General features: G+C 73.0%; 22 protein-coding genes. 10 read left to right on the top strand and 12 right to left on the bottom strand.

What is annotated here, in order from left to right; genetic code table 11:
* Positions 1-5 precede the first annotated feature (5 nt).
* Positions 6-839: a class I SAM-dependent methyltransferase gene (locus E1289_RS24940; protein WP_131984218.1), complete on the bottom strand. Its 834-nt coding sequence runs from the start codon at positions 837-839 to the stop codon at positions 6-8.
* An 86-nt stretch (positions 840-925) separates the two neighbouring features.
* Positions 926-2,176: a cytochrome P450 gene (locus E1289_RS24945; RefSeq protein WP_131984220.1), complete on the bottom strand. Its 1,251-nt coding sequence runs from the start codon at positions 2,174-2,176 to the stop codon at positions 926-928.
* A 196-nt stretch (positions 2,177-2,372) separates the two neighbouring features.
* Between E1289_RS24945 and E1289_RS24950 the strand changes: the two genes are divergently transcribed.
* The gene (locus tag E1289_RS24950; protein WP_131984222.1) at positions 2,373-5,579 is read left to right on the top strand and encodes a BTAD domain-containing putative transcriptional regulator; all 3,207 of its coding nucleotides are present in this window, start codon (positions 2,373-2,375) and stop codon (positions 5,577-5,579) included.
* Here E1289_RS24950 and E1289_RS24955 read toward each other — a convergent pair.
* Together E1289_RS24955 and E1289_RS24960 are read right to left on the bottom strand one after the other, a co-directional pair.
* Complete coding sequence (locus E1289_RS24955) at positions 5,565-6,863, bottom strand: activator-dependent family glycosyltransferase (RefSeq protein ID WP_131984224.1); 1,299 nt, start codon at positions 6,861-6,863, stop codon at positions 5,565-5,567. The two genes, E1289_RS24950 and E1289_RS24955, sit on opposite strands and share 15 nt — an antisense overlap.
* Before the next feature lie 16 nt (positions 6,864-6,879).
* Complete coding sequence (locus E1289_RS24960; protein WP_131984226.1) at positions 6,880-8,073, bottom strand: cytochrome P450; 1,194 nt, start codon at positions 8,071-8,073, stop codon at positions 6,880-6,882.
* Between the two features lie 181 nt (positions 8,074-8,254).
* Here E1289_RS24960 and E1289_RS24965 point away from each other — a divergent pair, with 181 nt between their 5' ends.
* From E1289_RS24965 to E1289_RS24975, 3 genes are all read left to right on the top strand, one after another.
* Positions 8,255-9,202, top strand: coding sequence for an alpha/beta hydrolase (locus tag E1289_RS24965; RefSeq protein ID WP_131984228.1), 948 nt, complete (start codon positions 8,255-8,257; stop codon positions 9,200-9,202).
* Between the two features lie 87 nt (positions 9,203-9,289).
* Positions 9,290-10,213 carry an ABC transporter ATP-binding protein gene (locus E1289_RS24970; protein WP_131984230.1) on the top strand — a complete coding sequence of 308 codons (924 nt, stop codon included), beginning with the start codon at positions 9,290-9,292 and terminating at the stop codon, positions 10,211-10,213.
* Positions 10,210-11,883: an ABC transporter permease gene (locus E1289_RS24975; protein WP_131984232.1), complete on the top strand. Its 1,674-nt coding sequence runs from the start codon at positions 10,210-10,212 to the stop codon at positions 11,881-11,883. The genes E1289_RS24970 and E1289_RS24975 overlap by 4 nt, the downstream gene beginning before the upstream one ends.
* 41 nt (positions 11,884-11,924) lie before the next feature.
* Here the strand turns inward: E1289_RS24975 and E1289_RS24980 are convergent, their stop codons facing one another.
* From E1289_RS24980 to E1289_RS24990, 3 genes are read right to left on the bottom strand one after another with little or no spacing between them, the layout of a single operon-like run.
* A complete protein-coding gene (locus tag E1289_RS24980; RefSeq protein ID WP_131984234.1) occupies positions 11,925-12,758 on the bottom strand; it encodes a methyltransferase domain-containing protein in 834 nt (277 codons plus the stop codon).
* A 46-nt stretch (positions 12,759-12,804) separates the two neighbouring features.
* A complete protein-coding gene (locus E1289_RS24985; protein WP_131984236.1) occupies positions 12,805-14,190 on the bottom strand; it encodes an FAD-binding oxidoreductase in 1,386 nt (461 codons plus the stop codon).
* A gap of 29 nt (positions 14,191-14,219) precedes the next feature.
* Complete coding sequence (locus tag E1289_RS24990) at positions 14,220-15,518, bottom strand: activator-dependent family glycosyltransferase (RefSeq protein ID WP_131984238.1); 1,299 nt, start codon at positions 15,516-15,518, stop codon at positions 14,220-14,222.
* Positions 15,519-15,678: 160 nt separating this feature from the next.
* On the opposite strand from E1289_RS24990, the gene E1289_RS24995 reads away from it, so the two are divergent.
* Together E1289_RS24995 and E1289_RS25000 are read left to right on the top strand one after the other, a co-directional pair.
* Positions 15,679-16,653 carry an ATP-binding cassette domain-containing protein gene (locus E1289_RS24995; RefSeq protein ID WP_131984240.1) on the top strand — a complete coding sequence of 325 codons (975 nt, stop codon included), beginning with the start codon at positions 15,679-15,681 and terminating at the stop codon, positions 16,651-16,653.
* Complete coding sequence (locus E1289_RS25000; RefSeq protein ID WP_131984242.1) at positions 16,650-17,486, top strand: ABC transporter permease; 837 nt, start codon at positions 16,650-16,652, stop codon at positions 17,484-17,486. Before E1289_RS24995 ends, E1289_RS25000 begins: the two co-directional genes overlap by 4 nt.
* 85 nt (positions 17,487-17,571) lie before the next feature.
* On the opposite strand, the gene E1289_RS25005 is transcribed toward E1289_RS25000, so the two are convergent.
* The 4 genes from E1289_RS25005 to E1289_RS25020 are packed head-to-tail and all read right to left on the bottom strand — an operon-like array spanning position 17,572 to position 21,715.
* A complete protein-coding gene (locus E1289_RS25005; protein WP_131984245.1) occupies positions 17,572-18,816 on the bottom strand; it encodes a class I SAM-dependent methyltransferase in 1,245 nt (414 codons plus the stop codon).
* Positions 18,817-18,857: 41 nt separating this feature from the next.
* The gene (locus E1289_RS25010) at positions 18,858-19,988 is read right to left on the bottom strand and encodes a DegT/DnrJ/EryC1/StrS family aminotransferase (protein ID WP_131984247.1); all 1,131 of its coding nucleotides are present in this window, start codon (positions 19,986-19,988) and stop codon (positions 18,858-18,860) included.
* Positions 19,985-21,274, bottom strand: coding sequence for an acyl-CoA dehydrogenase family protein (locus E1289_RS25015; protein WP_131984249.1), 1,290 nt, complete (start codon positions 21,272-21,274; stop codon positions 19,985-19,987). The genes E1289_RS25010 and E1289_RS25015 overlap by 4 nt, the downstream gene beginning before the upstream one ends.
* Before the next feature lie 30 nt (positions 21,275-21,304).
* Complete coding sequence (locus tag E1289_RS25020) at positions 21,305-21,715, bottom strand: nuclear transport factor 2 family protein (RefSeq protein WP_165970596.1); 411 nt, start codon at positions 21,713-21,715, stop codon at positions 21,305-21,307.
* A 403-nt stretch (positions 21,716-22,118) separates the two neighbouring features.
* Between E1289_RS25020 and E1289_RS25025 the strand changes: the two genes are divergently transcribed.
* The 3 genes from E1289_RS25025 to E1289_RS25035 all read left to right on the top strand — a co-directional run bounded on the left by E1289_RS25025 (position 22,119) and on the right by E1289_RS25035 (position 23,851).
* Positions 22,119-22,400, top strand: coding sequence for a hypothetical protein (locus tag E1289_RS25025; RefSeq protein ID WP_131984253.1), 282 nt, complete (start codon positions 22,119-22,121; stop codon positions 22,398-22,400).
* 103 nt (positions 22,401-22,503) lie between these two features.
* The gene (locus E1289_RS25030; RefSeq protein ID WP_131984255.1) at positions 22,504-23,088 is read left to right on the top strand and encodes a MarR family transcriptional regulator; all 585 of its coding nucleotides are present in this window, start codon (positions 22,504-22,506) and stop codon (positions 23,086-23,088) included.
* 109 nt (positions 23,089-23,197) lie between these two features.
* Positions 23,198-23,851: a TetR/AcrR family transcriptional regulator gene (locus E1289_RS25035; RefSeq protein WP_131984257.1), complete on the top strand. Its 654-nt coding sequence runs from the start codon at positions 23,198-23,200 to the stop codon at positions 23,849-23,851.
* Positions 23,852-23,858: 7 nt separating this feature from the next.
* Here E1289_RS25035 and rfbB read toward each other — a convergent pair whose 3' ends face one another.
* The gene (gene rfbB / locus E1289_RS25040) at positions 23,859-24,842 is read right to left on the bottom strand and encodes a dTDP-glucose 4,6-dehydratase (protein WP_243713120.1); all 984 of its coding nucleotides are present in this window, start codon (positions 24,840-24,842) and stop codon (positions 23,859-23,861) included.
* Between the two features lie 154 nt (positions 24,843-24,996).
* Here rfbB and E1289_RS25045 point away from each other — a divergent pair.
* On the top strand, positions 24,997-25,584 hold a 588-nt coding region (locus E1289_RS25045; RefSeq protein ID WP_243713121.1), incomplete at its 3' end, for an AMP-binding protein.

Genomic DNA, 25,584 nt, shown 5'->3' on the forward strand with positions numbered 1-25,584 from the left:
GGGTGCTAGGGGAGGGTGCCGCTGAGGACCCAGGCGGGGGTCCGCATGACCACGCCCTCGGCGGTCTCGAAGGGCCGCAGCGCGTCGATGCACGCCTGCCGGGCGCGGCCGGCCGCCTCCTCGGTCACCTGGGAGAGGCTGATGCGCATCGGCGTCCAGTTCAGCAGGAACCCGGCGACGTCCTCGGCGTCCTTGCCCCACGACCGGGACTCGATGACGTGGGGGAACGCCACATCGGTGAACCCGGCGCCCGTCATGACCTCGCCCATCCGGTCCGGGTCGGCCATCGGGTTCTCCTTGGGCTCCTTGACCCAGGGCAGCGCGAGCTGCTCCTGGATGGCGCCGAAGACCAGTGGCCAGTCGGTCTGCGTGACGTCACCGTGCACGATGGCCGACAGCCGGCCGCCGGGCCGCATGCTGCGCGCGATGTTGATCATCGCTGCGTGCGGGTCGTCGAAGAACGTCAGGCCGAACCTGCTGATGACGACGTCGAAGTCCCGCTCGGCGAACGGGTGGATCTGCGCGTCGCCCTCGACGAACTCGACGTTGGTCACGCCCTCCGCCGCCGTCAGGGCGCGCGCACGCTCCAGCATCGGCGCGGAGATGTCGAAGCCCACGGCGTGGCCCTTGAACGCGCGCCTCGCGGCGAGCCGGCTGGTCTGCCCGTTGCCGCAGCCGATGTCGAGCACCCGGTCGGTGGGGGTGATCGCGGCCTTGGTGAACATGTGGTCGTTGAACGCGCTGTTGAGGTGATCCCAGCGTTCGTGTTCCTCGGCCCAGAACACGCCTTCGTCGCCGTTCCAGTGATCCGCCATGGCGGCGTTGACTTTCGTCCCCATTGGACGCTCCTTCGGATGGATGGCAGGTGATACCGAGCGCTGGACGGACGACGGCCGGGCGGCGCTCGTGGCGGCGGTCCGGGCCGTCACGGCCCGAGGGTGACCGGGATCCGCTCGAACCCCCGCAGGCCGAGGCCGGGACGGCGCTGCGGCGCGCCGGCCAGGGAGACGGACGGGTGGCGCGAAAGGAGCCGCTCCAGGAAGACCTGGACCTCCAGGCGCGCCAGCCCGGCGCCGAGGCAGAAGTGGATCCCCGCCGCGAACGACAGGTGGGCGTTGTCGGTGCGGCGGATGTCGAAGGTGTCGGGGTCGTCGAACCGCGCCGGATCGTAGTTCCCGGCGGCGAGCATGATCGTCACGGTCTGGCCGGGTTCGAGCTCGGCGCCCGCGAAGGACACCGGCTCCAGCACGGTCCGGGCGTCGAACTGGACGGGGGAGTCGTACCGGAGGACCTCCTCGACCGCGCCCGGGATCAGGGCGGGGTCGGCGCGCAGCGCGTCCAGCGCCGCCGGATGGCCGAGCAGGGTGTGCAGGGTGTTGGCGAGAAGGTGGCCGGTGGTCTCGATCCCGGCGCCGAGGAGGAGCAGCGCGGTCGCCACCGTCTCGGCCTCGTCGAGGCTCTCCTTGTCGCGGGCCCCGACCAGGCGGCTGAGCAGGTCGTCCGCGGGGTGCTCGCGCTTGTGCGCGAGCAGCTCGGTGAAGTAGGCGGCGAGCTCGGACTCGGCGGTGATGGCCCGGCCGAGCGTGTCCGCGTCGGCGGTGGGCTCCACCATGGCGGCCAGCGCGGCCACCTGCGCGCCGAACCCGGAGCGGTCCTGCTCGGGGACGCCGAGCAGGTCCCCGACCACCCCCACCGGAAGCCGCTGCGCGAAGCCCGCCATGAAGTCGGCGCCGGGCTCGGCGGCGAGGCCGTCGAGCAGCGCGTCGACGCGCGCGGTCACCGAGGGCCGCAGGTTCTCGATGTGGCGGCCGGTGAACGCGGAGCTGACCACGCGCCGCAGCCGGCTGTGGTCGGGCGGGTTGGCGAACGACATGCTGCGCTCCAGCCGGTCCATCAGCTCGCGCAGGCGGTCCTCCGGGATCGGCCGGAGCCGAAATCCCTGGATCTCGTTGCCCTTGCCCAGTGCACGGTGCCGCAAGGCCGCGTCGCAGTCGGCGTGCCGGGTCAGCACCAGGGTGCCGTCGGAGGTGATCAGGGCGGGGGCCCGGTCGCGCAGCTCGTGGTATCCGGCATACGGATTCTCGTTCGCCGGATCCATCATGATCTGCTGGAACAGCCGTTCGGCCGCGGCGTCGGGGCCGGCCACCGCCGTCGGGGCAGGGGGAGCGTCGGTCATCGATGGTCCTTTCCAGCGAGCGCGGTCGGCCCACAGCGTTGCGATGCGAGACATCTCTGCCGGATATGAAGAGAATGCGGCGAGCTTTCGGAGTTGTCTTCGCCTTGATTGCTCGGGTCCTGACGACAAGTGCTGAAGATCAGGTAATGCACGCCGAAACTGGGCAGCCCCGGTCGCCGATGGCAGACTGTCGACCATGCGCGTGGGCATTCTGGGGACACTCGAGGTAGTGGTCGACGAGGAGAGGATTCAAGTCGGAGGCTCCCGTCTGCGCGCCGTGCTGGCCCGGCTGGCCCTGGAGGCCGGGCGGGTGGTGACGGTGGAGTCGCTGGCCGAGGCGATCTGGTGGACCGACGTCCCCTCGGACCCGGTGAACGCCCTGCATACGCTGGTGTCGCGGCTGCGCCGCGCGCTCAAGGGCGCCTCCGAGCTGCGCTGGAGCCAGGGCGGCTACCGTCTGGACATCCCCGCCGAGGCCGTGGACGCGCTCCTTTTCGAGGACCTCGCGGTCGAGGGGCGGCGCGCCCTGGCGGACGGGCGGGCCGCCGTCGCGGCGACGCACCTGCGGGAGGCGCTCGCGCTGTGGCGCGGCGAGCCGCTCGCGGGGGCGGCGCAGACCCCGTACTTCGAGGCGGCCGCCGGGCGGCTGCGGGAGCTGCGGCTGGCCACGATCGAGGACCGGGTCGACGCCGAGCTGCTGAGCGGGACGGTGAGCACCGACGTCGTCGCCGAGCTGGGCGAGTTCATCGCCGCCCACCCCCTGCGGGAACGCCTGCGCGGCCTGCACATCAGGGCGCTGCGCGACTCGGGGCGCCGCGCCGAGGCGCTCGCCGCCTACGAGGAGTTCCGCGGCTTCCTCGCCAACGAGCTGGGCGCCGACCCCGGGCAGCGGCTGCAGGACATCCACCTGTCGGCGCTGCGCGGCGGCGCCGCCGAGGAGGAGGCCCCCGAGTGGCCCGGCCGCGCGGCCGGGCCGCGCACGAACCTGTCGAAGGGCCTGACGAGCTTCGTCGGCCGGGAGAGGGAACTCGGCCGGATCGCCGCCGACCTCACCGAAGGCCGCCTGGTGACGCTCACCGGTCCCGGCGGCGCCGGCAAGACCCGCCTGGCGACCGCCTTCGCCGGCCAGGTCGCCGAGGACTACGCCGACGGGGTCTGGCTGGTGGAGCTGGCCAAGCTCGATGCCCCGCAGGACGTGCCCGGCGCCGTCATCGGGGTCCTCGGCCTGCGCGAGGGGATACTCGACGGCGCGGAGGGGTCCCGCGACGCCGTCACCCGCCTGGCCGACGTCCTGTCCGACGCCGAGGCGATGCTCGTCCTCGACAACTGCGAGCACCTCATCGACGCGGTCGCGCGGCTGGTGGAGGACCTGCTCGGCCGCTGCCCCGGCCTGCGCGTCCTGGCGACGAGCCGCGAGCCGCTCGGGATCGGCGGCGAGATGCTGTGCCCGGTGAACCCGCTGCCGCTGCCCGAGCCCGGCGCCTCGACGGCCGCGCTGCTGCAGACACCGTCGATCCGCCTCTTCCTCGACCGGGTCGCGGCGGTGCGTCCGGATCTGGCCCTCGGCGCCGACGTGGTGGAGACCGCCGCCGAGATCTGCCGGCGGCTGGACGGGCTGCCGCTCGCCATGGAGCTGGCCGCCGCCCGCCTGCGCGCCCTGCCGCTCGGGGAGCTGGCCCGGCGCCTGGACGAGCGGTTCCTGCTGCTGACCGGGGGCAGCAGGACGGCGCTGCCGCGGCACCAGACGCTCCGCGCCGTCGTCGACTGGAGCTGGGAGCTCCTCGACGGCGAGGAGCGCCGGTTCTTCCAGCGGCTCGCGGTGTTCCCCGCCACGATCACCCCCGCCGGAGCCGAGCGCGTCGCCGCGCCGTCCGGGCACGTCCTCGACGCGCTGCACGCCCTGGTCGACAAGTCGCTGCTCCAGGTGGCGGACGGCCACGAGGCCCGCTACCGGATGCTGGAGACCATCCGCGAGTACGGGCTCGAACAGCTGGAGAAGGCCGGGGAGCGCGACGCGGCCAGGGCCGCGCACGCGGCGTTCTTCCTGGAGTTCGCCGAGCGGGCCGAGCCGCAGCTGCGCGGCCGCGACCAGCTCCGCTGGCTGTCCGCGCTGGCGGACGAGCACGACAACCTGCTCGCCGCCCTCAACTTCGCCTGCGAGTCCGGCGACGCCGGAACCGCGGTGCGGCTCGCCGCCGCGCTCGGGTTCTTCTGGACCATGCAGGGCGACCACGCCGAGGCGACCCGCCGGCTGCGCCGGGCCCTGGACGTCCCCGGCGAGGCGCCGGAGGTCGCCTGGGCGACCGCCGCGACCCTGCACCTCTTCAACCTGGTCCTCTCCGAGGGGCCCCGCAAACCCCACTTCGTCACCGACGGGATGCGCGGGCGGATCCGCCGGGCGCGCCGCGCGGACGGCCATCCGACGCTCGTCCTCGCCGAGGTCCTGCTGGCGCTCATCGACAACGACCTCGACGGCGGGCTCGCCGTCGCCGGAGACCCCGATGCGCTCGACCCCTGGACGGACGCCATGGCGCGGCTCGTCCGGTCGTTCCTGCTCGCCAACAGCGGGAACATGGACGCGATGCGCCGGGAGCTCGAGACCGCCGTCGAGAAGTTCCGGGTCGTGGGCGAACGCTGGGGGCTGGCCATGGCGCTGACGTTCCTGGGCGGTTCCCAGACCGCCCTGGGCGCGGGCGGGGAGGCCGTCCGCGTCCTGGAGGAGTCGATCCGGCTGATGCGCGAGCTGGGCGCCGCCGACGAGGCGTTCCAGCAGCGGATCTGGCTCGCGGAGGCGCGCATCCAGGCGGGGGACCTGGAACGCGCCCGCGCCGACCTGCTCGAAGCGGCCGAGGGCCGCAACCTGCGCCTGTCGGCCCGGGTCACGGCCCTCATCCGCAAGTCGTTGTGCGACCTCGCACTGGACGCCGGCGACCTGGCCGAGGCCGAGCGGCACCTGGCCGTGGCGGCGCGCAGCCTCGATCTCGCGCCGAGCAAGGACACCCTGCTGGTCGCGATGCTGGAGTCGGTCTGCGGCAGGATGGCGGCCGCCACCGGCGATCTCGATGGCGCGCAGCGCTACCTCGCGGAGGCCCTCCGGCTCGCCCGGGACGTGGCCGACCTGCCGCTGGTCGCCGCCGTCGGCATCGGCATCGCCCGGCTGCAGCTGAGACGGGAGAGGCCCGAGCGGGCCGCGGAGGTCCTCGGTGCGTGCCACGTCCTGCACGGGGCCCCGGGCGCCTTCGGCCGCGACGACGCCCGCCTCGCCGACAAGCTGCGCGACGCCCTGGGCAGGGACCGGTTCGACACCGCCTACGGCAAGGGCGCCGCCCTGGAGCACCAGGGCGCGCTCGCGCTGCTCGACGCGTCGTGCAAGGCACCGGAGCGTGCGTCAGGCACGCGGTGAGCGGTGTTCGGCCGTCAACTCCTCCAGCAGCGGCACGATCCGGGTCGGAGCGGGCGCGGTCAGCACCTCCTTGCGCAGGCGTCGCGCGGACTCGGCGAACGACGGCTCGGCCAGCAGCCGCGCCACGTGCTCCCGCAGCGCCTGCGGATCGAACCGCTCCATGGGTGTCAGGTGCAGTCCGGCGCCCCGCTCCTCGACGAGGCGCGCCTTGTGCACCGTGTCCCACTGCCCCTCGGGGACGATGAGCTGCGGGACCCCGTGCAGGAACGCGGTCCCGAGCGCGTCGTGGCCGCCGGCGTGAACGACGGCCGAGCACGTCGGCAGCAGCGCGTCCAGAGGGGCGGTGTCCTCCACCCGGACGTTCTCGGGCAGCTCGCCCAGTCCCTTCTGCTGCTCGGTGTCCAGGACGACGACGACCTCGGTGCCGAGCCCCGCGACGGCGGAGACGAGCCCCTCGGCGGTCGCGTCCGGGCCCCACATCCGCTGGAGGGACGGTTCCCCCAGGACGCACACGCGCCCGCCCCGCCGCGGCGGCTCGTGCAGCCAGCGGGGCACGGTCGATCGTCCCGTGTACGGCATGTGCCGCACCGGCACGTAGTGCAGGGGCACCGGTAGCCGCAGCGACGGCGGGGTGGGGTCGATGGTCCAGTGCCCCACCACGGCGTCCTCGCCGAAGTCGGCCCCGTGGCGGGTGAGATGGCCTTCGATCCAGTCGCGGAGCGGATCGGGCCTCTCCCCGGCGGGGCGTTCCGCAGCGGCTTCGGTGAAGCGGGCCCGCATGTTCCCCAGCATGTCCAGTCCGAGGATCATGCGTGCGTGGGCCGCGCCGCACGCCCGCGCCGCGATCGGCCCGGCGAACGTGAAGGTGTCCCATACGACGAGGTCGGGGTGCCAGCCGCGGCAGAACGCGACGAGATCGTCGACCGTGGCATCCGGGGAGGCGTTCGCGAAGACGACCGGGGTCATCGTCGCGAACACCTTCTGCATGGCGTCCCAGGTGAGCTTCTCGGGACGCAGCTCGTTCATGTCCGGCGCGGCCCTGCCGGGTCCGCCCCCCTGCGCGCCCTGCGCCGCCAGCTTGGCGGCGATCTCCCGCATGCGCGCCTCCAGGTGGAGGGGCTCTCCCACCGGCACGGCCGTCAGCCCCGCGGCGGTGATGGCGTCGGCCAGGTCCGGCTGGCTGGCCACCCGGACCTCGTGGCCCGCGGCGCGCAGGGCCCACGCCATCGACACGAGACCGTTCAGATGGCCGACCGACGCGAACGTTGTGAACAGCACACGCATGGCATCCTCCTCGGGGTCACCAGGCCACGGGCAGGCTGAGGGGCGCACGCAGGAGCAGGCCGCTGCGCCACTCGACCTCCTCCGGGGCCACGTCCAGGCGCAGGCCGGGCACCATCCGCGTCAGCGTCTCCAGCGCCACCTGCAGCTCGTGCCGCGCGAGGTTCGCCCCGGCGCAGTAGTGCGCCCCCTGCCCGAACGTCAGGTGCGGGCAGTGCTCCCGGCGCACGTCGAAGCGCTCCGGATCGGTGAAGACCTCCGGGTCGCGGTTGGCCGACGCCATCGACGGCATGACGGCCTGGCCCGCGCGCACGGTCCCCGACGGAAGCTCCACGTCCTTGGTCGCCATCCGGAGGAGCCCGCCGTCGCCGGGCATCCCGAAGCGCAGCACCTCCTCCACCGCGGTCGGGATGATCTCCGGCTCGTCGCGCAGGACGCGGTACTGGTCGGTGGTCAGCAGGCTCAGCACGCCGCGGGCCAGCACGCTCGCCGTCGTCTCGTACCCGGCCATGATCAGCATGACGGTCAGGTGCACCAGCTCGGCCTCGCTGAGCCGCTCGCCCTCGTCGTGCGCGCTGATCAGCGCGTCGACCAGCGCGTCGCCCTCCCGGTCGCGGCGCCGCTCGATCAGGTCGCGGACGTAGCCGGAGAACTCGACCGCCGCGGCGACGCGCTCCTCCGCCGTGAACGCCGTACTCGAAATGATCATGTCCGTCCAGGTCCGGAACCGCTCCCGGTCGCCCGCCGGGACGCCGAGCAGCTCGCACATGATCTGGATCGGCAGGGGGAGGGTGAACGCCGCGACGAGGTCCGCCGGGGGCCCCGCGGCGAGCAGGTCGCCGGCCAGCCGCTCGGTGATGGCGACGATCTTCGGATGCCAGGTCTTCACATGGCGGGGGCTGAAGATGTCGCTGAGGATGCGGCGGACGCGCGTGTGCCGGGGCGGGTCCATGTTGGTGAGCGCGTTGGGGTCCTCGCCGAACTCCTCGCCCGGCAGGATCCGCGGCGCCTCCGGAGCGAGCAGCGCCTCGCGGCTGAACGCGGGACTGGTCAGCACGGCGTGCACGTCCTTGTAGCGGACGGCCAATACGGCCTCGTCGCCGCTGGGCATCGTGACGGGCGCGAGCGGGGACTCTTTCCTGCGTTCGGCGAACTCCGGGGGAGGCGACCCGTCCGGCCGCGCGGAGAAGATCCCCTCGTCCTGCTGCGTCATCTCCCGGCACCTTTCGACGCTTACTGGTGTTCCAGTGAGTGTGTGCCGCCGAGAACCCGCGGGGGAAGCTTCTAAATTGCTCTCCTCGGAATCCGGGCGGCCGCGCCATTTCTCCTTGACCGGTTCTTCAGCGCGCTGTGGTAAATCGGCTGAGTCGACGAGTGACCAGGAGGGCGGCACGGTGGAGATCACCCATCGCTTTGTCAGGGTGAACGGAATTCGGCTGCATATCGCGGAGGCGGGTACCGGGCCGCTGGTCCTGCTGATCCATGGTTTTCCGGAGTGCTGGTACGCGTGGCGGCACCAGCTGGCCGCGCTGGCGCGGGCGGGCTATCACGTGGTCGCGCCCGACCAGCGCGGGTACGCGCGCAGCGACCGGCCGGCGAACGTCGAGGACTACACGATCATGCATCTGGTCGGCGACGTGGTCGGGATCCTCGACGCGCTCGGCGAGGAGCGCGCCGTGGTCGCCGGCCACGACTGGGGCGGCGGCGTCGCCTGGCACACGGCGCTGCTCCGGCCCGACCGCGTCCGCGGCGTGATCGGGCTGAGCATCCCCTATCTGCCGCGGACGCCCGCCCCCATGACCCCGCTCATGCGGGTGGGCCTGGGGGAGGGCTACTACATGCTCTACTTCCAGAAGCCGGGCGTCGCCGACGCCGAGCTCTCCCGCGACCTCTACGACACGTTCCGCCGCGTGCTGTACGCGCCGTCCGGCGACGGGCCGCAGGACGGCTCCATGGTCGTGCCCGAAGGCGGCGGCTTCCTGGACCTGTGCCCGGACCCGGAGAAGCTGCCCGACTGGCTGACCGAGGAGGACATCGACGTCTACGTGACCGAGTTCGCGGAGGCGGGCTTCACCGGCGGGCTGAACTGGTACCGCAACCTCGACCGGAACTGGGCCCTCACCGCGCCGTGGCACGGCGTCCCGGTGCGGGTCCCGGCGCTGTACATCGTCGGCGACCGGGACATGACCCTCGGGATGCTGCCGGCGGAGCCGGTGTCCGCCGAGGCGGTACCCGACCTGCGCGACATGGTGATGCTGCCCGGATGCGGGCACTGGACGCAGCAGGAGCGCCCCGACGAGGTCAACGAGGCGATGCTGCGGTTCGTGGCCTCCCTTGACTGAGCCGCCCGCCGCGCCCGCGGCACGTGCGGGCGGGCTGCCAGCCGTCTGTAGGCGCGATGCCAGCGGCGCTTGGCAGGCTGCGCGGTCATGAGCTACGCGTTCCAGACGGACGGCCTGGTCAAGCGCTTCGGCGCGACCACCGCCCTCGCAGGTATCGATCTCGGCGTCCAGAGCGGCGAAGTGCACGGGTTCTTAGGGCCCAACGGGGCGGGCAAGAGCACCACGATCCGCGTGCTGCTGGGCCTACTGCACGCCGACGCCGGATCCGTCCGGCTGCTGGACGGCGACCCGTGGCGGGACGCCACACGGCTGCACCGGCGGCTCGCCTACGTGCCGGGGGACGTCAGCCTGTGGCCGAACATCTCCGGCGGCGAGATCATCGACCTCCTCGGCCGGCTGCGCGGCGGTCTCGACACCGCCCGCCGCGACGACCTGCTCGAACGGTTCGAGCTCGACCCGCGCAAGAAGGCGCGGACCTACTCCAAGGGCAACCGCCAGAAGGTCGCCCTGGTCTCGGCGCTCGCCTCGCGGGTCGAACTGCTGATCCTCGACGAGCCCACCTCCGGGCTGGACCCCCTGATGGCGGAGGTCTTCAAGGACTGCGTGGCCGAGGAGCGCCGCGCGGGTCGCACCGTCTTCCTCGCCAGCCACATCCTCGCCGAGGTGGAGCAGCTCTGCGACCGGATCACCATCATCCGGGCGGGCGGCATCGTCGAGAGCGGGACCCTCGACGAGCTCCGCCACCTCACCCGTACCCGGGTCCGGGTGCTGCTGGGCCGGCCGCCGGGGCCCGGGGAGGAGCCGCCCGACCTGCCCGGCGCCCACGAGGTCGGCGTCGCGGACGGCTGGCTGTCCTGCGAGGTCGAGGCCGGCCGGATCGGGTCGGTGCTGGAGCGCCTGGCGCCGTACGACATCCGCGAGCTGGTCAGCCAGCCGCCCTCGCTGGAGGAGATGTTCCTGCGCCACTACCGGGCCGAGACGGCGGCGCCGGGCGCGGAGGCGGTCCGATGACCGCCCGGGCACCGGCCACCGCCCCGCCGCGCCGGCCCGCCGGGCGCCGCGGCCCCGACCTCGCCGGCGCGGGCGCGCTCACGCGGATGATGCTGCGGCGGGACCGCATCCGCCTCGCGGTCTGGCCGCTGCTGACGCTCGGCGTCCTGGCGTCGCTGCTCAACGGGGTGACGAGCAGCTACCAGGACGCCGGCGAACGGCGGACGTACGCGGACAACCTCGGGGACAGCGCCGCGGCGGCCGCCTTCAGCGGCCCGCTCTACGGGCTGACCGAGCTCGGGGGCATCGTGGTCGCCGAATCGCTCACCATCGTCATGTTCGCGGTGGCGCTCGCCGGCCTGCTGCTGGCCGTCCGGTACACGCGGGCCGAGGAGGAGACCGGCCGGGCCGAGCTCGTCTCCTCGGCGGCGGTGGGCCGGCAGGGCCGGCTGGCGACGGCCCTGTTCGTGGCGGGCGGCCTCGGCCTGCTCGCCGGGTCGCTGTCGGCCGCCCTGACCGTCGCGTTCGGGCTGCCGCCGGCCGGCGGCGTCGCCTACGGCCTGGCCGTCACGCTCGTGGGCTGGCTCTTCGCCGGGATCGGCGTGCTGTTCGCGCAGGTCTTCGAGCACTCGCGGGCGGCGGCCGGCGCCTCCGCCGGGGTGTTCGGCGCGTCGATCGTGCTCCGCGCCATCGGTGACGCGACCCTGGTCGCCGACCCGGGGAGTCCGCTGCGGCACCTGTCCTGGGCGTCCCCGTTCGGCTGGGCGTTCCAGGCCCGCCCCTTCACCGGGGAGCGCTGGTGGGTGCTGCTCCTGCCGCTCGCCGGGACGGTCCTCATCGTCGCGGTGGCCGCGGCCCTGGGCGTCCGCCGCGACGTGGGCGCGGGCCTGATCCCCGCGCGGCCCGGCCGGGCCACCGCCACCGGCCGGTTCGGCACCGTGTGGGCGCTGGCCTGGCGGCTGCAGCGCGGCGCGATGATCGGCTGGGGCGTCGGCGTCGCGCTCTTCGCGGTCGCGTTCGGCTCGTTCGCCATCGAGATGCGGGACATGGCCGAGCCCGGCAGCGAGTCCGCCGAGCTCCTCGCACGTCTCGGCGGCTCGGCGTCGCCCGCCGACAGCTGGATCGCCTGGACGCTGGGCATCGCGGGCATGGCCGCGGCCGTCTACACGGTCTCCGCCGTGCAGCGCCTGCACGCGGAGGAGGACGCGCTCCGGACGGACATGGTCCTCGCCACGGCCGTCAGGAGGGGGCGGTGGGCCGCCGCGCACCTGGTGATCACGGCCCTCGGCGCCGCGGCCATCATGATCGCCGCGGGTGCGCTGACGGGCCTGGTCTACGGCCTGCGCGCGGACGACCTCGGCGGGCAGCTGCCCCGGGTGCTGGGAGGCGCCCTGGTGCAGGTCCCGGCCGCACTGCTGACGGCGGCCGTGGCGTACGCCTTCCACGCCTACCTCCCGCGGCTCACCTCCGCGATGTGGGCGCTGGTGATCGGGGCCGTGCTGCTCACCCAGCTGGGCTCCAGCCTGAAGCTGAACCAGGCGGTGCTAGACCTGTCGCCGTTCACCCACACGCCGAAGGCGCCGGGCGGTCACGTGGACGCCATGCCGCTGCTGTGGTTCGCGGGCGGCGCGGCGGCCCTGGTGGCCGTGGCGTCGTACCGGCTCCGGCGCCGCGACATCGGCGTGCACTGAGGCGGGACGTGTTCCGAGGCGGGGGACGGGCGGCTTCGCGGTCAGGGACGGACGGCGGTGGTCAGCCAGGCCGGCGTGGTCATGCGGACGCCGTCGGGGCGTTCGAACGGGCGGAACGCGTCGGCGACGGCCCGGCGGACCTCCGCCGCCTTCCCGGGCTCGAGCTCTTCGAGCATCCGGTGGATCCGGCCGTAGGAGAGCATGAAGTCGGCGGCGTCCTCGGCGTCGGTGCCCCAGACGCTCACCTGCACGACCTCCTGCGTCGTCACCCGGGTGAAACCGGCGCCGTCGAGCACCCGCGCGATGCCCTCCGGGTCGGTGAAGCCGTCGCTGGGAGCCGGCTCGCCCATGAGCGGCACGGGCATGTTGGCCATCATGTGGGTGAAGACCTTCAGCCAGTCCCCCTTGCTGTAGTCGCCGACGCAGAGCGAGGCCAGCCGGGCGCCCGGGCGCAGGGCGCGGGCGATGTTCGACATCGCCGTCACCGGCGCGCAGAAGAAGGTGAGCGCGAACCTGCTGATGGCCACGTCGAAGGCGGCGTCGGGGAACGGGTACACCTGCGCGTCGCCGTGCACGAACCGCGTGTTCGACAGCCCCTCGGCGACGGCCTTGGCCCGCGCCGTCTCCAGCATGGCGGTGGACAGGTCGATGCCGACCGCCTTGCCGGCGGTCCGCCGGGCGGCCAGCCGCGTCGTCTGGCCGTTGCCGCACCCGATGTCGAGCACCTCGTCCTCCGGTCCGATGCCGGCCGCGGCGAACAGGTCCGCGTTGAAGACGCCGTTCACCCGGTCCCAGCGGTCCGGCTGGGCGGCGTGGCGGCGGCCGTCGTGGCCGTTCCACGACTCGGCCTGTGCGGTGTTGGCGATCTCGGTCATGACGGGCTCCTTGCTGGCAGCGGCGCTGCGTCCGCGGCGGTCGGCCTCACGGCGCGGGCGGGATGTTGTGGTTGCCCGCGAAGACGTTGTCGGGGTCGTAGGCGCGCTTGACCTCGGTCAGTCGCCGGTGGTCGGCGGGGGTGTACGCGGTCGCGGTCAGGTCCGGGTCCTCGAGGAAGTTCAGGAAGGCGCCGCCGGTGACGTGCGGCCGCAGCGCCGTGCCGAGCGTGTCGATGGCGGCCTTGGCCTCGGTGGCCTGCTCCCTGCTCGCCGCGGGGGCGCTGCCAGTGATGATCGAGAACGGCACGTCGCGGTGGCCGACCGGCCCGGCGTCCGGCCCCGGCCGCGCCATCGCGCCGCCCCAGTAGCGCAGCTCGACCGCCGCGACCGGCCCGTCCGCCATGACCGCGTCCACGCAGCCGCCGGCCAGCTCGGCGGGCAGGTCCCGGGCCAGGTCGACGCTGCTCTCGACGAGCATCGGCGGGGGCGGCGGGCCGAAGATCTCCGTGGTCATGTCCGCGCAGGGCATCGTCCGCAGCGGATACATGATCGGTTCTCCGGCGGCCGCGCGCAGCGGGGCGAGCAGCCGTTCGGCCTCATCGGCGTCGCCGGCGTGGACGACCCGCAGGCCGAGCGCCCGCATGCCCCGCATCGGCTCCGGAAGCTGGGGGGAGTCCGGCATCTTGAGCAGGACCAGCGCCGTGCTCATGTCGTCCGGCTGGCCGGGGGCCCACTCCCGATAGCGGTCGATGGTGTCCGCGGCCCGGCCGATGTCGAACATCGCCATGCCGCCGTAGACGTGCGTGATCGGGTAGAGCCGGAACTCCAGGGAGGTGACGACCCCGAAGTTGCCGCCCCCGCCGCGCAGCGCCCAGAACAGGTCGGGGTTCTCCTCGGCGTCGGCCGTCAGCAGCTTGCCCTCCGCGGTCACGACCTCGGCCCGCACGACGCTGTCGGCCGCGAACCCGTGCCGGCGCGACAGCAGGCTCGCGCCGCCGCCGAGGGTGTATCCGACGACGCCCACCGACATCGCCGTCCCCGAGAGCGGCATGAGACCGTGCGGGGTGGCCGCCGCGAGGACGTCGCCCCAGGTGGCCCCGGCCCCGGCCCGCGCGGTCCGGCGCACCGGGTCGACCTCGACACCGGTCATCGAGCCGGTCCGGAGCATGAGGCCGCCCTCGTACGGGCGGATGGTGCCGTGCCCGGTCGCCTGGACGACCAGCGGGAGCCCGCCGTCGCGGGCGGCCAGCAGGATGTCCCGCACGTCGCCCGGCCCGGTCGCCTCGGCCACCAGTGCCGGGCCGACCTCGGTGAGCCGGCGCCAGGGCAGGCGCGCCTCGTCGTATCCGTCCTCGCCGGCGCGGAGGACCGCGCCGCCGATCGTGTCACGCAGCCGGGCTGCGGTGCCGGCGATGTCGTGGGGTCGGGTCATGGTTTCCTCTCCGTCGGTCGCGGCGGCGGTCAGCCGGCCTGGGCGCGGTGCACGGCGGTGAGCGCCTCGAGCGAGGGCACGATCTCGTTGGGGGTCGGCATGGTGAGGCTCTCCCGGCGCAGCCGGCGGGCCGCGCGGGCGAACGACGGCTCGTCCACCAGCCGGGCGACGAGGCGCGCGAACTCCTTGGGCTCGATGCCGCGGGCGTCCCCGACGGCGAGGCCGATGCCGCCGTCCTCGGCGCGCTGCGCGAGATGGGAGGTGTCCCACTGCCCCTCGGGGACGATCAGCTGGGGGACGGCGCAGGCCATGGCCGTGCCGAACGTCTTGACGCCGCCGTGATGGATGATCGCCGCGGAGCCCGGCAGCACGGCGTTCAGCGGTACGAACTCGACCATCCGTACGTTGTCCGGCATGTCGCCGAGTGCCGCGCGCTGGTCCGCGCTGAGGGCGGCGACCACCTCGACGTCGAGGTCGGCGACGGCGGAGAGCATGTCGCCGAGCCTGGAGACGCCGCCCCACATGTCGCGGTAGGACAGGCCGAGCGTGAGGCACACCCGCTTGCGGCGCGGCGGCTCGCGCAGCCAGTCCGGCACGACGGACCGGCCGTTGTAGGGGACGAAGCGGACCGGCACGTAGTGCAGGGGGACCGGCAGGGACAGCGAGCGGGGGGTGGGGTTGATCGTCCACTGCCCGGTGGCGACCTCGTCGTCGTAGGTGGCGCCGTGCCGTTCCAGGCGGCTCGCCAGCCAGTCCCTGAGCGGGTCCTCGCGTTCGGCGGCGGGCCGCGAGTCCCGGTCCGCGACGAAGCGGGTCCGCATGGCGCCCATCAGGTCGAGCCCGGCGATCAGCCGCGCGTGCGCGGCGCCGCACGCCCGCGCCGCGATCGGGCCGGCGAACGTGAAGGTGTCCCAGACCACCAGATCGGGCCGCCAATGGCGGGAGAAACCGACCAGGTCGTCGATCATGCCGTCCGGCGAGCAGTTCTGGAAGACGAAAGGCGTCATCGTGCCGAATATCTTCAGCATGTACTCCCGGGTGAGTTTCTCCGGGCGCAACTCGTTCATGTCGAGGCCGGCGTCGCCCGCGTTTTGCGGGGCCGCGACGTTTTCCTGGTCGAGATTATCGTTGATCTCCTGGACCTGCTGGGCGACATCGTGCGACTCGCCCACCGGAACGGCGGTGAGCCCGGCCGAGGTGATGGCGTCGGCCAGATCGGGCTGGCTGGCGATCCGCACGTCGTGCCCCGCGGTTTGCAACGCCCACGCCGTGGTGACCATGTTCTGCAGATGGCTGGGTGCGGCGAATGTCACGAACAGGACTCGCATAGGGACTCCTTACGCCGGTGGCGAGGCATGTGCTGCCGAAGTCTAGAAGGGCGCGCTGAGGGGCTGCTGAAGGATGAATTGAGGACTTGCCCGGCGCCGCGGATTCGGTTGCAAGCGTTCTGTAGGCGGTTTGCCAGTAACGGCTGTCACGCTCAGTGGTATGACCTATGCGTTTCAAACCGAGGGCCTGGTCAAGAGATTTGGTGAAACCACGGCTCTCGCGGGAATCGACCTCGCGGCGCGGCCGGGAAGCGTGCTCGGCGTGCTCGGCCCCAACGGGGCGGGCAAGACGACGGCCGTGCGCATTCTGGCCACGCTGCTGCAGCCGGACGAAGGCCGGGCGCTGGCATGCGGATACGACGTCGTCCGGGACGCCGCCCGGGTGCGCGAGCTGATCGGCCTGACCGGCCAGTACGCCTCCGTGGACGAGGACCTCACCGGGCAGGAGAACCTCGTGCTGATCGGGCAGCTGCTCAACATGCGCCGGAAGGAGGCGCAGGCCCGCGCCTCGCAGATGCTCGAACGGTTCGAGCTCTCCGACGCGGGCGGGCAGAAGGTCGGCACCTATTCCGGCGGGATGCGCCGCCGCCTCGACCTCGCCGCGAGCCTCATCGGCCGGCCCGCCGTCATCTACCTCGACGAGCCGACGACCGGCCTCGACCCCGGAAAGCGCGGGGACGTCTGGCGGATGATCCGGTCGATGACCGACGGCGGCGGAGCCGTGCTGCTGACCACGCAGTACCTGGAAGAGGCCGACGCGCTGGCCGACGACATCGTGGTCATCGACCACGGCGAGGTCATCGCGCGCGGGACCGCGGCGGAGCTGAAGGCGCTCGTCGGGGGCCAGACCATCTCGGTGCGGCCGAAGGACCCCGGGCGGCTGGCGGAGGTCGCGACGATCATCAGCGGGGTGGCGGGCCGCCGGGCCGAAGCCCACGGCCGCGACGTCGTCACCGTCCAGGTGGACGGTGACGCGGAGCTCAACCGGACCGTCCGCGAACTGGAGGCGGCGGGGATCGGCGTGACCGAGCTCGCGCTGCGGCTGCCGAGCCTCGACGAGGTGTTCTTCACGCTCACCGGCCGCAGCAAGGCGAAGCGGGACGACGAGGACGAGGACGAGGAGGAGGCGGCATGAGCGAGACGACGTCCGCGGTCGAACGGACCGGGGAGGAGGAGCACGTCCGCCTGGAGGCGCCGCCGCACCGCCGGTACGCGTTCCTGTGGCACAGCCTCGCGCTGGCCAGGCGCAACCTGGTCAAGATCAAGCGGAACCCGATCAGCATCAGCGACGCGGTGATCGCGCCGGTCACCTTCCTGCTGATCTTCGTCTACATGTTCGGCGGCGCGGTCTCCGGCTCCACGCACGCCTACCTGCAGCGCACGCTGCCCGCGATCCTGGTCCTGTCGGCGATCATGGCGGGCATGATCGCCACCGGCGTCAACCTCTCCCTCGACATCAAGAAGGGGATCTTCGACCGGTTCCGCAGCCTGCCCATCAGCCGCTCGGCTCCGCTGGTCGGCTCGGTGCTGGCCGATGTGGTGCGCTACCTCGTCTCCATCGTCACGCTGCTGGCGTTCGGGTACCTGATCGGGTTCCGGATCGAGACCGACCCGCTCTCGGCGCTCGCGGCGGCGCTGCTGACCATCGTCTTCGGGATGAGCCTGAGCTGGCTATGGGTCCTGCTGGGGATGGTCATCAAGGAGACCGCCTCGGTGCAGACCATCGTCGCGCTCAGCATCTTCCCGCTGGCCTTCGGCACCGACATGGTCGCGCCCGTCGAGACGCTGCCGGGCTGGCTGCAGGCGTGGGCGAAGGTCAACCCGGTCGGTCACACGATGGAGGCGTGCCGCGGCCTGCTCATCGGCGGTGACGTGGCCGAGCCGGTGACCATGTCGCTGCTGTGGTCGGCGGGCCTGGTCGTCGTGTTCGCGCCGCTCGCGGTGCTGGCCTACCGCCGCCGGACCTGAGCCGGCGCGCCGGATCCGGTCCCGGCCGGATCCGGCGCGCACTCACCTGGTCTGGCCGGCCCCGCCCGGCCGGACCAGGTGAACGTCAGACCAGGTGAACCTCGGGCACGTACAGGATCCAGCGCCCGCCGGCCGCCGTGAACTCCTGCTCCTTGGCCATGATCTCCTCGGCGTGGTTCCAGGCGAACAGCAGCGCGTAGTCCGGGTACGGGTCACGGAAGTCGGCCGGCGGCCGGACCGGGATGTGCCGGCCGGGCGTCAGCCGGTGCTGCTTGGCCGGGGTCGTGTCGCAGACGAACGGGACGAGGTCGGGACCGATCATGCAGAAGTTGGTCACCGTGGCGCTCTTGGCGGTCGCGCCGTACCCGGCCACGGTGGCTCCCTCCGCCCGGAGGGCGCGCAGCAGGGCGACGAGGTCGTCCCGGATCCTGTCCACGTTCGCCGCGAACCCGCGCAGGGCCGAGGGCTCGGTGAGCCGTTGCCGCCGTTCTGCCGCGAGCAGCTGCCGCACGGCCGCCGACCTCGGGCGGGCACCGGCCCGCGCGAGCGTGTACCGCACCTCGCCGCCGTGGACGGCGAGCCGCTCGACGTCGACCAGCTCGAAGCCGAACGCCTCGGCCATCAGGTGCACCGAGGACGCCGAGAACAGGAAGAAGTGCTCGTCGTAGATCTGGTCGAAGCTCGACTTGGCGACGATGTCGCCGAGGTAGGGGTCCTCGAAGACGAAGATGCCGTCGCGTGCCAGCAGCGCGTCGACGCCCTCGAACACCGAGGGCATGTACGGGATGTGGCACAGGGTGTTCGCCGCGTAGATGACGTCGGCCGGTCCCTCGGCGGCGCGGACCTCCGCCGCCGTCGCGCCGCCGAAGAAGTCGGTGCGCACCCGCACGCCCTTGGCGGCGGCCAGCCCGGCGACGCCCGACGAGGGCTCGAAGCCGAGATGGCGCACGCCCGCGTCCTTGATCGTCTCCAGCATGATCCCGTCGTTGCAGCCCATCTCCACGATGAACGGATCGGGGCCGGTGAGCTCCGTGGCGAGGAAGCGGCGGGCGACGCCGACGAAGTGCTCCCGCATCACCGACGACCCCGACGAGTGGTACGGGTAGTCGGCGTGGAACATCAGGTCGCGGGGCACCTCGTCGACGAGCTGGACCATCGTGCACGACCGGCAGCGGCCGACGGCGAGCCGGTAGAAGAACTCCTCGCCGTCGTCGGCGGGGTCGCGGAACCGGTCCGACAGCGGCTGGCGGCCCAGGTCCAGGAACTGCTCGACGCCTCCCCCGCAGACGCGGCAGCCGGCGGGCGCGGACACCTCGGCACGATCGTTCATGGGCGGGCTCCTTTGCGGGGGAGGCGTGTCCGTCCCGGCCGTCACAGCGCGGCCAGCACCTCGCGCAGCGCGTCGATCACCTTGTCCTGGAGGTCTGCGGACAGGGACGGGTACATGGGAAGCGAGAAGATCTCGCCGGCGAGCCGCTCGGTGACCGGCAGCGCGCCCTCGGCGTAGCCGAGCTTCGCGAACCCGCTCATGGTGTGCACGGGCCACGGATAGCTGATGTTCAGGGCGATGCCACGGCTCTTGAGGCGCTCGATGATCTCGTCGCGGCGCGGGTGCCGCACGACGTACACGTAGTAGACGTGCGCGTTGCCGGGGGCCGTCGACGGCAGCGTCAGCCCGCCGGGGCCGGTGAGGTCGCCGAGCCCCTCCTCGTACCGCCGCGCGACCGCCCGACGCCGCGCGATGTAGGTGTCGAGGCGGCGGAGCTTGCGGCGGAGGATCTCGGCCTGCACCTCGTCGAGGCGCGAATTGTGCCCCGGCGTCCGGACGACGTAGTACTTCTCGGCCATCCCGTAGTAGCGCAGCCGGCGGAGGTTCGCGTCGGTGTCCGCGTCATCGGTGATGACGGCGCCGCCGTCGCCGTAGGCCCCGAGCACCTTGGTCGGGTAGAACGAGAACGCGCCCGCGTCGCCCATCGTCCCGGCCGTCCGGCCGTGATGGCGGGCGCCGTGCGCCTGCGCGCAGTCCTCCAGGATGTGCAGGCCGTGCTCGGTGGCCAGCCGTTCGAGCGGGGCCATGTCGACGCACTGCCCGTAGAGGTGGACCGGGAGCAGGGCCCGCGTGAGCGGGGTGATCGCGTCCGCCACCTGGCCGGTGTCCATGAGGTAGTCGTCCTCGTTCACGTCGACGAAGACCGGTGTCGCGCCGGCGGCGTCGATGGCCACGACCGTGGGCGCCGCGGTGTTGGACACCGTGACGACCTCGGCGCCGGGGCCGATGCCCAGCGCCTGGAGGCCGAGCAGGACGGCGTTGGTGCCGTTGTCGACGCCGGTGCAGTGGGAGATCCCGTGGTAGTCCGCGAACTCGGTCTCGAAGCCCTGGACGCTCTTGCCGAGGACCAGCTGACCGGATTCGAACACCGTCTCGACGGCGTCGAGCAGGTCGGCCTTCTCCCGCTCGTACTCGGCCAGGTAGTCCCACACACGAGTCGTCCTGCGGCTCACGGGGCCACCTCCTCGTCTCCGGCTCCGCCGTTCCGCCCGGGCCGCGCCGCCCAGGTGCTCATGTAGTTGTTGTCCCGGTCGATGCCCAGCGCCTGGGCGCTCAGGAAGTCCACCCCGTCGACGTAGGTGTACGGCTGCATGAACCCGCCCGCCCGTACGTCCCGGTAGAGCCGGCCCAGCAGGTGGGACGCGGTGTACGAGGCGCCGCCGAGCAGGGTCAGGCAGTCGCTGACGATCATCGGTGCGAGCTGGTTGACCAGCATCTTGGCGCACTGGAAGGACCGCATCATCCGGTGGCCGCGCTCGGCCGGGTCGCCGCTGAGGTCGCCGCCGGCGCCGTCGGCGGTCGCCAGCGCCGCGCCCGCGGTCGCGCGCAGCGCGTACAGGCGCGCGTCGATCTCCGCGAGGAGCGTGCGGGTCGCGCCGGCGGGAGCCCCGGAGCGGCGGGCGACGGCCGTGACCGTGCAGTCGCGGGCGGCCTGGGCGATCCCGGCGTAGATCCCCAGCATGGCGATCGAGCTGACCGTCTGCCCGGCGAGCACGGCGTCGTTCCGGGAGCCCACCGGATCGCGGACGAGCACGTCCCCGGCGGGTACCGGGCAGTTGTCGAAGACGACGTCGACCGTGCCGGAGGCCCGCATTCCGAGGCCGTCCCAGTTGTCGAGCACCGCCAGGCCCCGCGCGCCGCGGGAGACCACGGGGGAGGCCAGCCGGGGCTGCTCGCCGGGCACGTCGGTCTTCGCGTTGATGACGAAGTGCGTGCCGATGGGCCCCATGCTGACCAGCGTCTTGCGGCCGGACAGCAGCCAGCCGCCCGAGCCGTCGGGCGACAGCGTCGTGACCACCGAGTGGTGGTCCCTGATGCCGGAGCAGACGACCGCCTCGCCCGCCGCCATGAGCCGCAGCAGCCGTTCGGCCAGCGCGCCTGCCCGCTGGTCACCGTGCCGCCATTCGAAGCCGAGGGTGAGCCCGCGGCTGAACTGCATGTGCAGGGCCAGCGCCGTCGACGCGTCCGCCTTGGCCACCTCGAGGAGCGCGACGGCGACGTCGTACAGCCGGTCGACGCCGAGGCCGCCCAGCCTGGCGGGCACGGTCGCGCCCATCAGCCCGGTCTTGCGGAACGCGTCGAAGGTGTCCGCGGGAAAGGCGCCCTCGCGGTCGTTCTCCGCGGCCGACGCCTCGATCCGCGGCAGGTGCTCGGCGAGTCGGTCGAGCAGCGCGCGGCCCTGGGCCGTCAGCGGCCCCTCGAGTGCCGCCGCGTGCTGGAGTGGGGCTCGTGTGGCCACGGGGGCTCCTCACACCCTTCCCGGCGGCCGTCAGGCCCGGGCGCCGGTCGCCTCGAACGCCCGCACGATGCCCACGGTGTCCGAGATGCCCTCGCAGTGGACGACTTTCCCGTCGCGGAATGTCCAGAAATGGACGAAGCGCACGTTGAATTCGCCGCCCGATTCGCGGAACCTCCCGGTCCAGTCGCCGAAGGCGGCGGCCCAGTCGCCGTCGACGTGGATGGCCTCGACGTTGAATCGCGTCGTCTCCAGCATTTCCACCGCGCCCTGGAAATACTGGGCGGGGCCGTCCGGTCCCGTGTAATGACCGGTCGACCAGGGGAGCGACGTCGGCGTGAGGATCTCGGCCGATGGATCGAAGAGCTTGGGCAGCAAATCGACGTCCGCGGTGTTCAGGCCCTCATAGAGCTGCTCGACCACGGCCCTCAGCTGCTCGGACATAGGCCCCTCCTGGCTGGTGGTGAATCGACGCATGCCTTTCCACTATCTACTCCCGGTCGGCCGCCCTCACCTCCCAGGTTGCTCGATCCAATTCGACGTGCAGCCTTCTTCCGGCACCGAAGTTTTGGGACGATAAAGCCCGTGTGCGAGAGAATCGCGGTGCTGACCGGCGCGACCTCGGGGATCGGGAAGGAGATCGCCCGGGCGCGGCGCGGGGCCACCGGGTCGGGGTCGGGTGCCTCGACCCGGCCAGGGGGGCGGTCCTGGCCGCGGAGTCCGCGGCCGAGATGCCGGACGCCGACCTCGAGACGTTCCTCGCCGACTGTAGGTCGGGTGTGCGCGTTCTGTAGGAGCGGAGGGGAATCCTTGCCTCATGACTTCTGCCTCTACGGAAAAACCCGTTATGACCGTCACCCGATTCAAGGGCGCGGCGGACAACGCCGACGAGATCAGAGCGCGGCACGCCGCCCTCGTGTCCGCCATCCGCGCCGTCGTGTCCGGGCTGGACGAGACCTGGCTCGGCAGGACCGGCGAGGACGCGTGGGTCAGCATCTGGCGTTGGGACTCGGCGGAGCGCCTGCGCGAGGCGCAGGGGCTGGCGCAGAAGCTTCCGGAGACCCCGGAGGCGTTCGCGGTGGTCAGCGATGTCACGGGCGAGGAGGTGGAGTTGCTCGACGAGTCCTGAGCGCCGGACGCCGGTACGCGCGGCGGCCCGGCGGGGCGCCCGCCGCCCGGCCGGGCACCCGCGGCTCGCACGTTTCCAGCGACGGGAAGGCGGAGGGGGCGCGATGAGCGCGGACGCGGACGAGGGGCGCCGGGACGCCGGAGCCGACGGGCCCGGAACCGGTCAGCCCGGAGCCGGTCGGCCCGGAGCCGGTCGGCCCGGAGCCGACGAGGCCGCAGTCGACAGGCAGGGCATCGACGAGATGACCACGGCGCTGCTGACGGCCTCCCGTCTTCTCGTCGCGATCTCCGCCCGGTCGATCGCGGCGGTCGAGGAGACGCTCACCCTGCCGCAGTTCCGGATGCTCGTCGTCCTGTCCTCGCAGGGGCCGTCCAAGCTGGTGGCCCTCGCCGAGAAGCTCCACGTCAACCCCTCGACCGCGCTGCGGATGACCGACCGGCTCGTGGCCGCCGGGCTGGTCGACCGCCGGGCGAGCCCGCACAGCGGACGCGAGGTCCGCATCCAGCTCACCGACGCCGGGCGCGCGGTCGTGGACACCGTGACGGCGCGCCGCCGCGACGAGTTGGCCGCGATCGTCGCGCGCATGGCGGCCGAACAGCGGCGGTCCCTGGTCGCCGCGCTCCGGGCCTTCACCGCGGCCGGAGCGGAGCCTCCGGCGACCACCCCCGCCCCGCTCGGCTGGGCGTGACGCCGTGCGGCCGGCGGCACCGACCGCTTCGACCCGAATCATTGCACCATGCAAAGTTGTGAGTTAGCTTGTGCGGAGCAAGGTGCCAATCGGCCGATCTGGAGGCGCGATGGCGATGGTCAGACCACCGGGCGGGACCCGGCCGCGACTACTCGAGGCGGCCGTCGGGCTGATGGCCGAAGGCGGCTGGTTCGCGGTGACCTCCGAAGGCGTCGCGGAACGGGCGGAGGCCAACGAGGCGCTGGTCACCTACTATTTCGGAACGCTGGACAATCTCCGCCGCGCGGCGATCGCGCACACGCTGGAGAGCGAGCTCGAAGCGCCGGTGCTCGCCATACTGCAGGCCGAGAACGCGCTGGACGGGCTGGTCGTGGCGATCGCGGGCCTCGCCGCCGAGGGGCCGTCCGTCGGGCAGCGCGTCCTCGTCGAGTCGATGTCGCAGGGGCTGCGCGACAACGACCTCCGCGCGCAGACCGCCGCGCAGTTCCAGACCTTCCGCAACCTGCTGGCCGACCGGCTCAGCGAGGACCAGGCATGCGGGCTCGTGCGCGCCGACGCGACACCGGTGGCGCTGGCCGACCTGTTCGCGGCGCTGATCGACGGCCTGCTCCTGCACCGCCTGGCCGATCCGCAGTTCGACGCGGCGCGTCCGGCGATCGCCCTCGCCGAACTGCTGCGCCGCGGGCCGTGCGCCGTCAACGGCGACTTCCGCGACGGCCCTCGGCCGACCGGCCACTACGCCGGCAGCCTCATGGGCTCCTAGCCCGGGCTCACGCGGCCGCCGAGGCGAGGCGCTCCTTCAGCGGCTCCCACCAGGCGCGGTTCCCGGCATACCAGCGGACGGTCGCCGCCAGCCCGTCGCCGAACGCGACGCGAGGCGCGTAGCCCAGCGCGCGGAGCCTTCCGTCGTCGAGCGAGTACCGGCGATCGTGGCCCTTGCGGTCCGGTACGCGTTCCACGCTCGTCCAGTCGGCGCCAACGGCGTCGAGAAGCCGCCGGGTGAGCTCGGCGTTCGTCAACTCGGCGGTGCCGGCGACGTGGTAGAGCCCGCCGGGCTCGCCGTGCTCGATCGCGGTCTGGATGCCCCGGCAGTGGTCCTCCACGTGGATCCAGTCGCGGACGTTGGCGCCGTCCCCGTAGAGCGGGACGGTGCGCCCGTCCAGCAGATTGGTGATGAAGAGCGGGATGACTTTTTCGGGGAACTGGTACGGGCCGTAATTGTTGCCGCAGCGGGTGATGGTCACCGGCAGCCCGTGGGTGCGCGCGTAGGCGCGGGCGAGCATGTCCCCGCCGGCCTTCGCGGCGGAGTACGGCGAATTGGGCGCCAGGGGAGCCTCCTCGTCCCAGGAGCCGGCGTCGATGCTGCCGTACACCTCGTCCGTGGAGACCTGGAGCACCCGTCCGACTCCGGCGCCGAGACAGCCCTCCATGAGGGTGTGGACGCCCTGCACGTTCGTGCGGACGAAGCTGTCGGCGGTCCGGATCGAGCGGTCGACATGCGTCTCGGCGGCGAAATTGACCACCACGTCCTGGCCGGGGAGCACCCGGGACAGCAGATCCGCGTCGCAGATGTCCCCGCGCACGAAGCGGTACCCGCCCTCGACCGGGGCGAGATTCTCGAGGTTCCCCGCGTACGTGAGCTTGTCGAGCACCGTGACCTCGACGTCGTTCCAGCCGTACGCGCCCGACAGCAGCTCCCGCACGTAGCACGAGCCGATGAAGCCGGCACCGCCCGCGACCAGAACTCGCTGCACAGCTGCTCCCGACTGTCGAGCGACCGGACACCAGAACGATTCGAGCCTAGGCGCGCACGGCGCGCGCGGGGACTTCGAGATTGCGGTGGTCGCTCGCGGCGGCGGCCTTGTCCGGCCCCTGGCGGGTGAGTACCGTGACGTCGGAGGAGGCACGGTGACGCACGCGAGGCCGGTGTACCGGCCGGGGATACGCCGGCGGATCGGCCACATCCGCGATCTCACCGCCCTCCTGCTGCGCACCGGCCTGCTCTTCGGCGGAGGGCCCCGCCGCCTCGTCCGGCAGCTCGGCACGCTGCGGCGCTGGGGCACCACGCTCGCGGGGCTCGTCGCCTCGTCCGCCGCCCGCTCCCCGTCCCACCCGGCGCTCATCGACGACGAGGGCGTGCTCACCTTCGCCGAACTCGACGAGCGGGCCGCCCGCCTCGCCGCCGCGTTACCCCTCCACGGGCCCCGCCCCCGCGTCGGCGTGCTGTGCCGCAACCACCGCGGCATGGCGCTGACGCTCGTCGCCTGCTCCCGGCGCGGCGCGGAGGTCGTGCTGCTCAACACCGGGTTCGGCACCGGCCAGATCCGTGCCGTGCTCGGCGAGCTGCGCCCCGCCCTCATCGTCGCCGACGCCGAGTTCGCGCCGCTGCTGGCCGACGTCCCCATCGCGCTGCGCCGCAACGTGCTGTGGGCCGACCGCCGCCCGCCGGCCGCCATGCCGCTCGCCGCGCCCGTCCCGCTCGCGACGGCGCCGCCC

Source organism: Actinomadura sp. 6K520, from assembly GCF_004349245.1.
In the GTDB taxonomy this organism is placed as follows: Bacteria; Actinomycetota; Actinomycetes; order Streptosporangiales; family Streptosporangiaceae; genus Spirillospora.

What these genes read in the sequence shown, in the direction of transcription:
- E1289_RS24940 (WP_131984218.1), bottom strand. Translation starts at nt 839, where the DNA reads ATGGGGACGAAAGTCAACGCCGCCATGGCGGATCACTGGAACGGCGAC.
- E1289_RS24945 (WP_131984220.1), bottom strand. Translation starts at nt 2,176, where the DNA reads ATGACCGACGCTCCCCCTGCCCCGACGGCGGTGGCCGGCCCCGACGCC.
- E1289_RS24950 (WP_131984222.1), top strand. Translation starts at nt 2,373, where the DNA reads ATGCGCGTGGGCATTCTGGGGACACTCGAGGTAGTGGTCGACGAGGAG.
- E1289_RS24955 (WP_131984224.1), bottom strand. Translation starts at nt 6,863, where the DNA reads ATGCGTGTGCTGTTCACAACGTTCGCGTCGGTCGGCCATCTGAACGGT.
- E1289_RS24960 (WP_131984226.1), bottom strand. Translation starts at nt 8,073, where the DNA reads ATGACGCAGCAGGACGAGGGGATCTTCTCCGCGCGGCCGGACGGGTCG.
- E1289_RS24970 (WP_131984230.1), top strand. Translation starts at nt 9,290, where the DNA reads ATGAGCTACGCGTTCCAGACGGACGGCCTGGTCAAGCGCTTCGGCGCG.
- E1289_RS24975 (WP_131984232.1), top strand. Translation starts at nt 10,210, where the DNA reads ATGACCGCCCGGGCACCGGCCACCGCCCCGCCGCGCCGGCCCGCCGGG.
- E1289_RS24980 (WP_131984234.1), bottom strand. Translation starts at nt 12,758, where the DNA reads ATGACCGAGATCGCCAACACCGCACAGGCCGAGTCGTGGAACGGCCAC.
- E1289_RS24985 (WP_131984236.1), bottom strand. Translation starts at nt 14,190, where the DNA reads ATGACCCGACCCCACGACATCGCCGGCACCGCAGCCCGGCTGCGTGAC.
- E1289_RS24990 (WP_131984238.1), bottom strand. Translation starts at nt 15,518, where the DNA reads ATGCGAGTCCTGTTCGTGACATTCGCCGCACCCAGCCATCTGCAGAAC.
- E1289_RS24995 (WP_131984240.1), top strand. Translation starts at nt 15,679, where the DNA reads ATGACCTATGCGTTTCAAACCGAGGGCCTGGTCAAGAGATTTGGTGAA.
- E1289_RS25000 (WP_131984242.1), top strand. Translation starts at nt 16,650, where the DNA reads ATGAGCGAGACGACGTCCGCGGTCGAACGGACCGGGGAGGAGGAGCAC.
- E1289_RS25005 (WP_131984245.1), bottom strand. Translation starts at nt 18,816, where the DNA reads ATGAACGATCGTGCCGAGGTGTCCGCGCCCGCCGGCTGCCGCGTCTGC.
- E1289_RS25020 (WP_165970596.1), bottom strand. Translation starts at nt 21,715, where the DNA reads ATGTCCGAGCAGCTGAGGGCCGTGGTCGAGCAGCTCTATGAGGGCCTG.
- E1289_RS25025 (WP_131984253.1), top strand. Translation starts at nt 22,119, where the DNA reads ATGACCGTCACCCGATTCAAGGGCGCGGCGGACAACGCCGACGAGATC.
- E1289_RS25030 (WP_131984255.1), top strand. Translation starts at nt 22,504, where the DNA reads ATGAGCGCGGACGCGGACGAGGGGCGCCGGGACGCCGGAGCCGACGGG.
- E1289_RS25035 (WP_131984257.1), top strand. Translation starts at nt 23,198, where the DNA reads ATGGCGATGGTCAGACCACCGGGCGGGACCCGGCCGCGACTACTCGAG.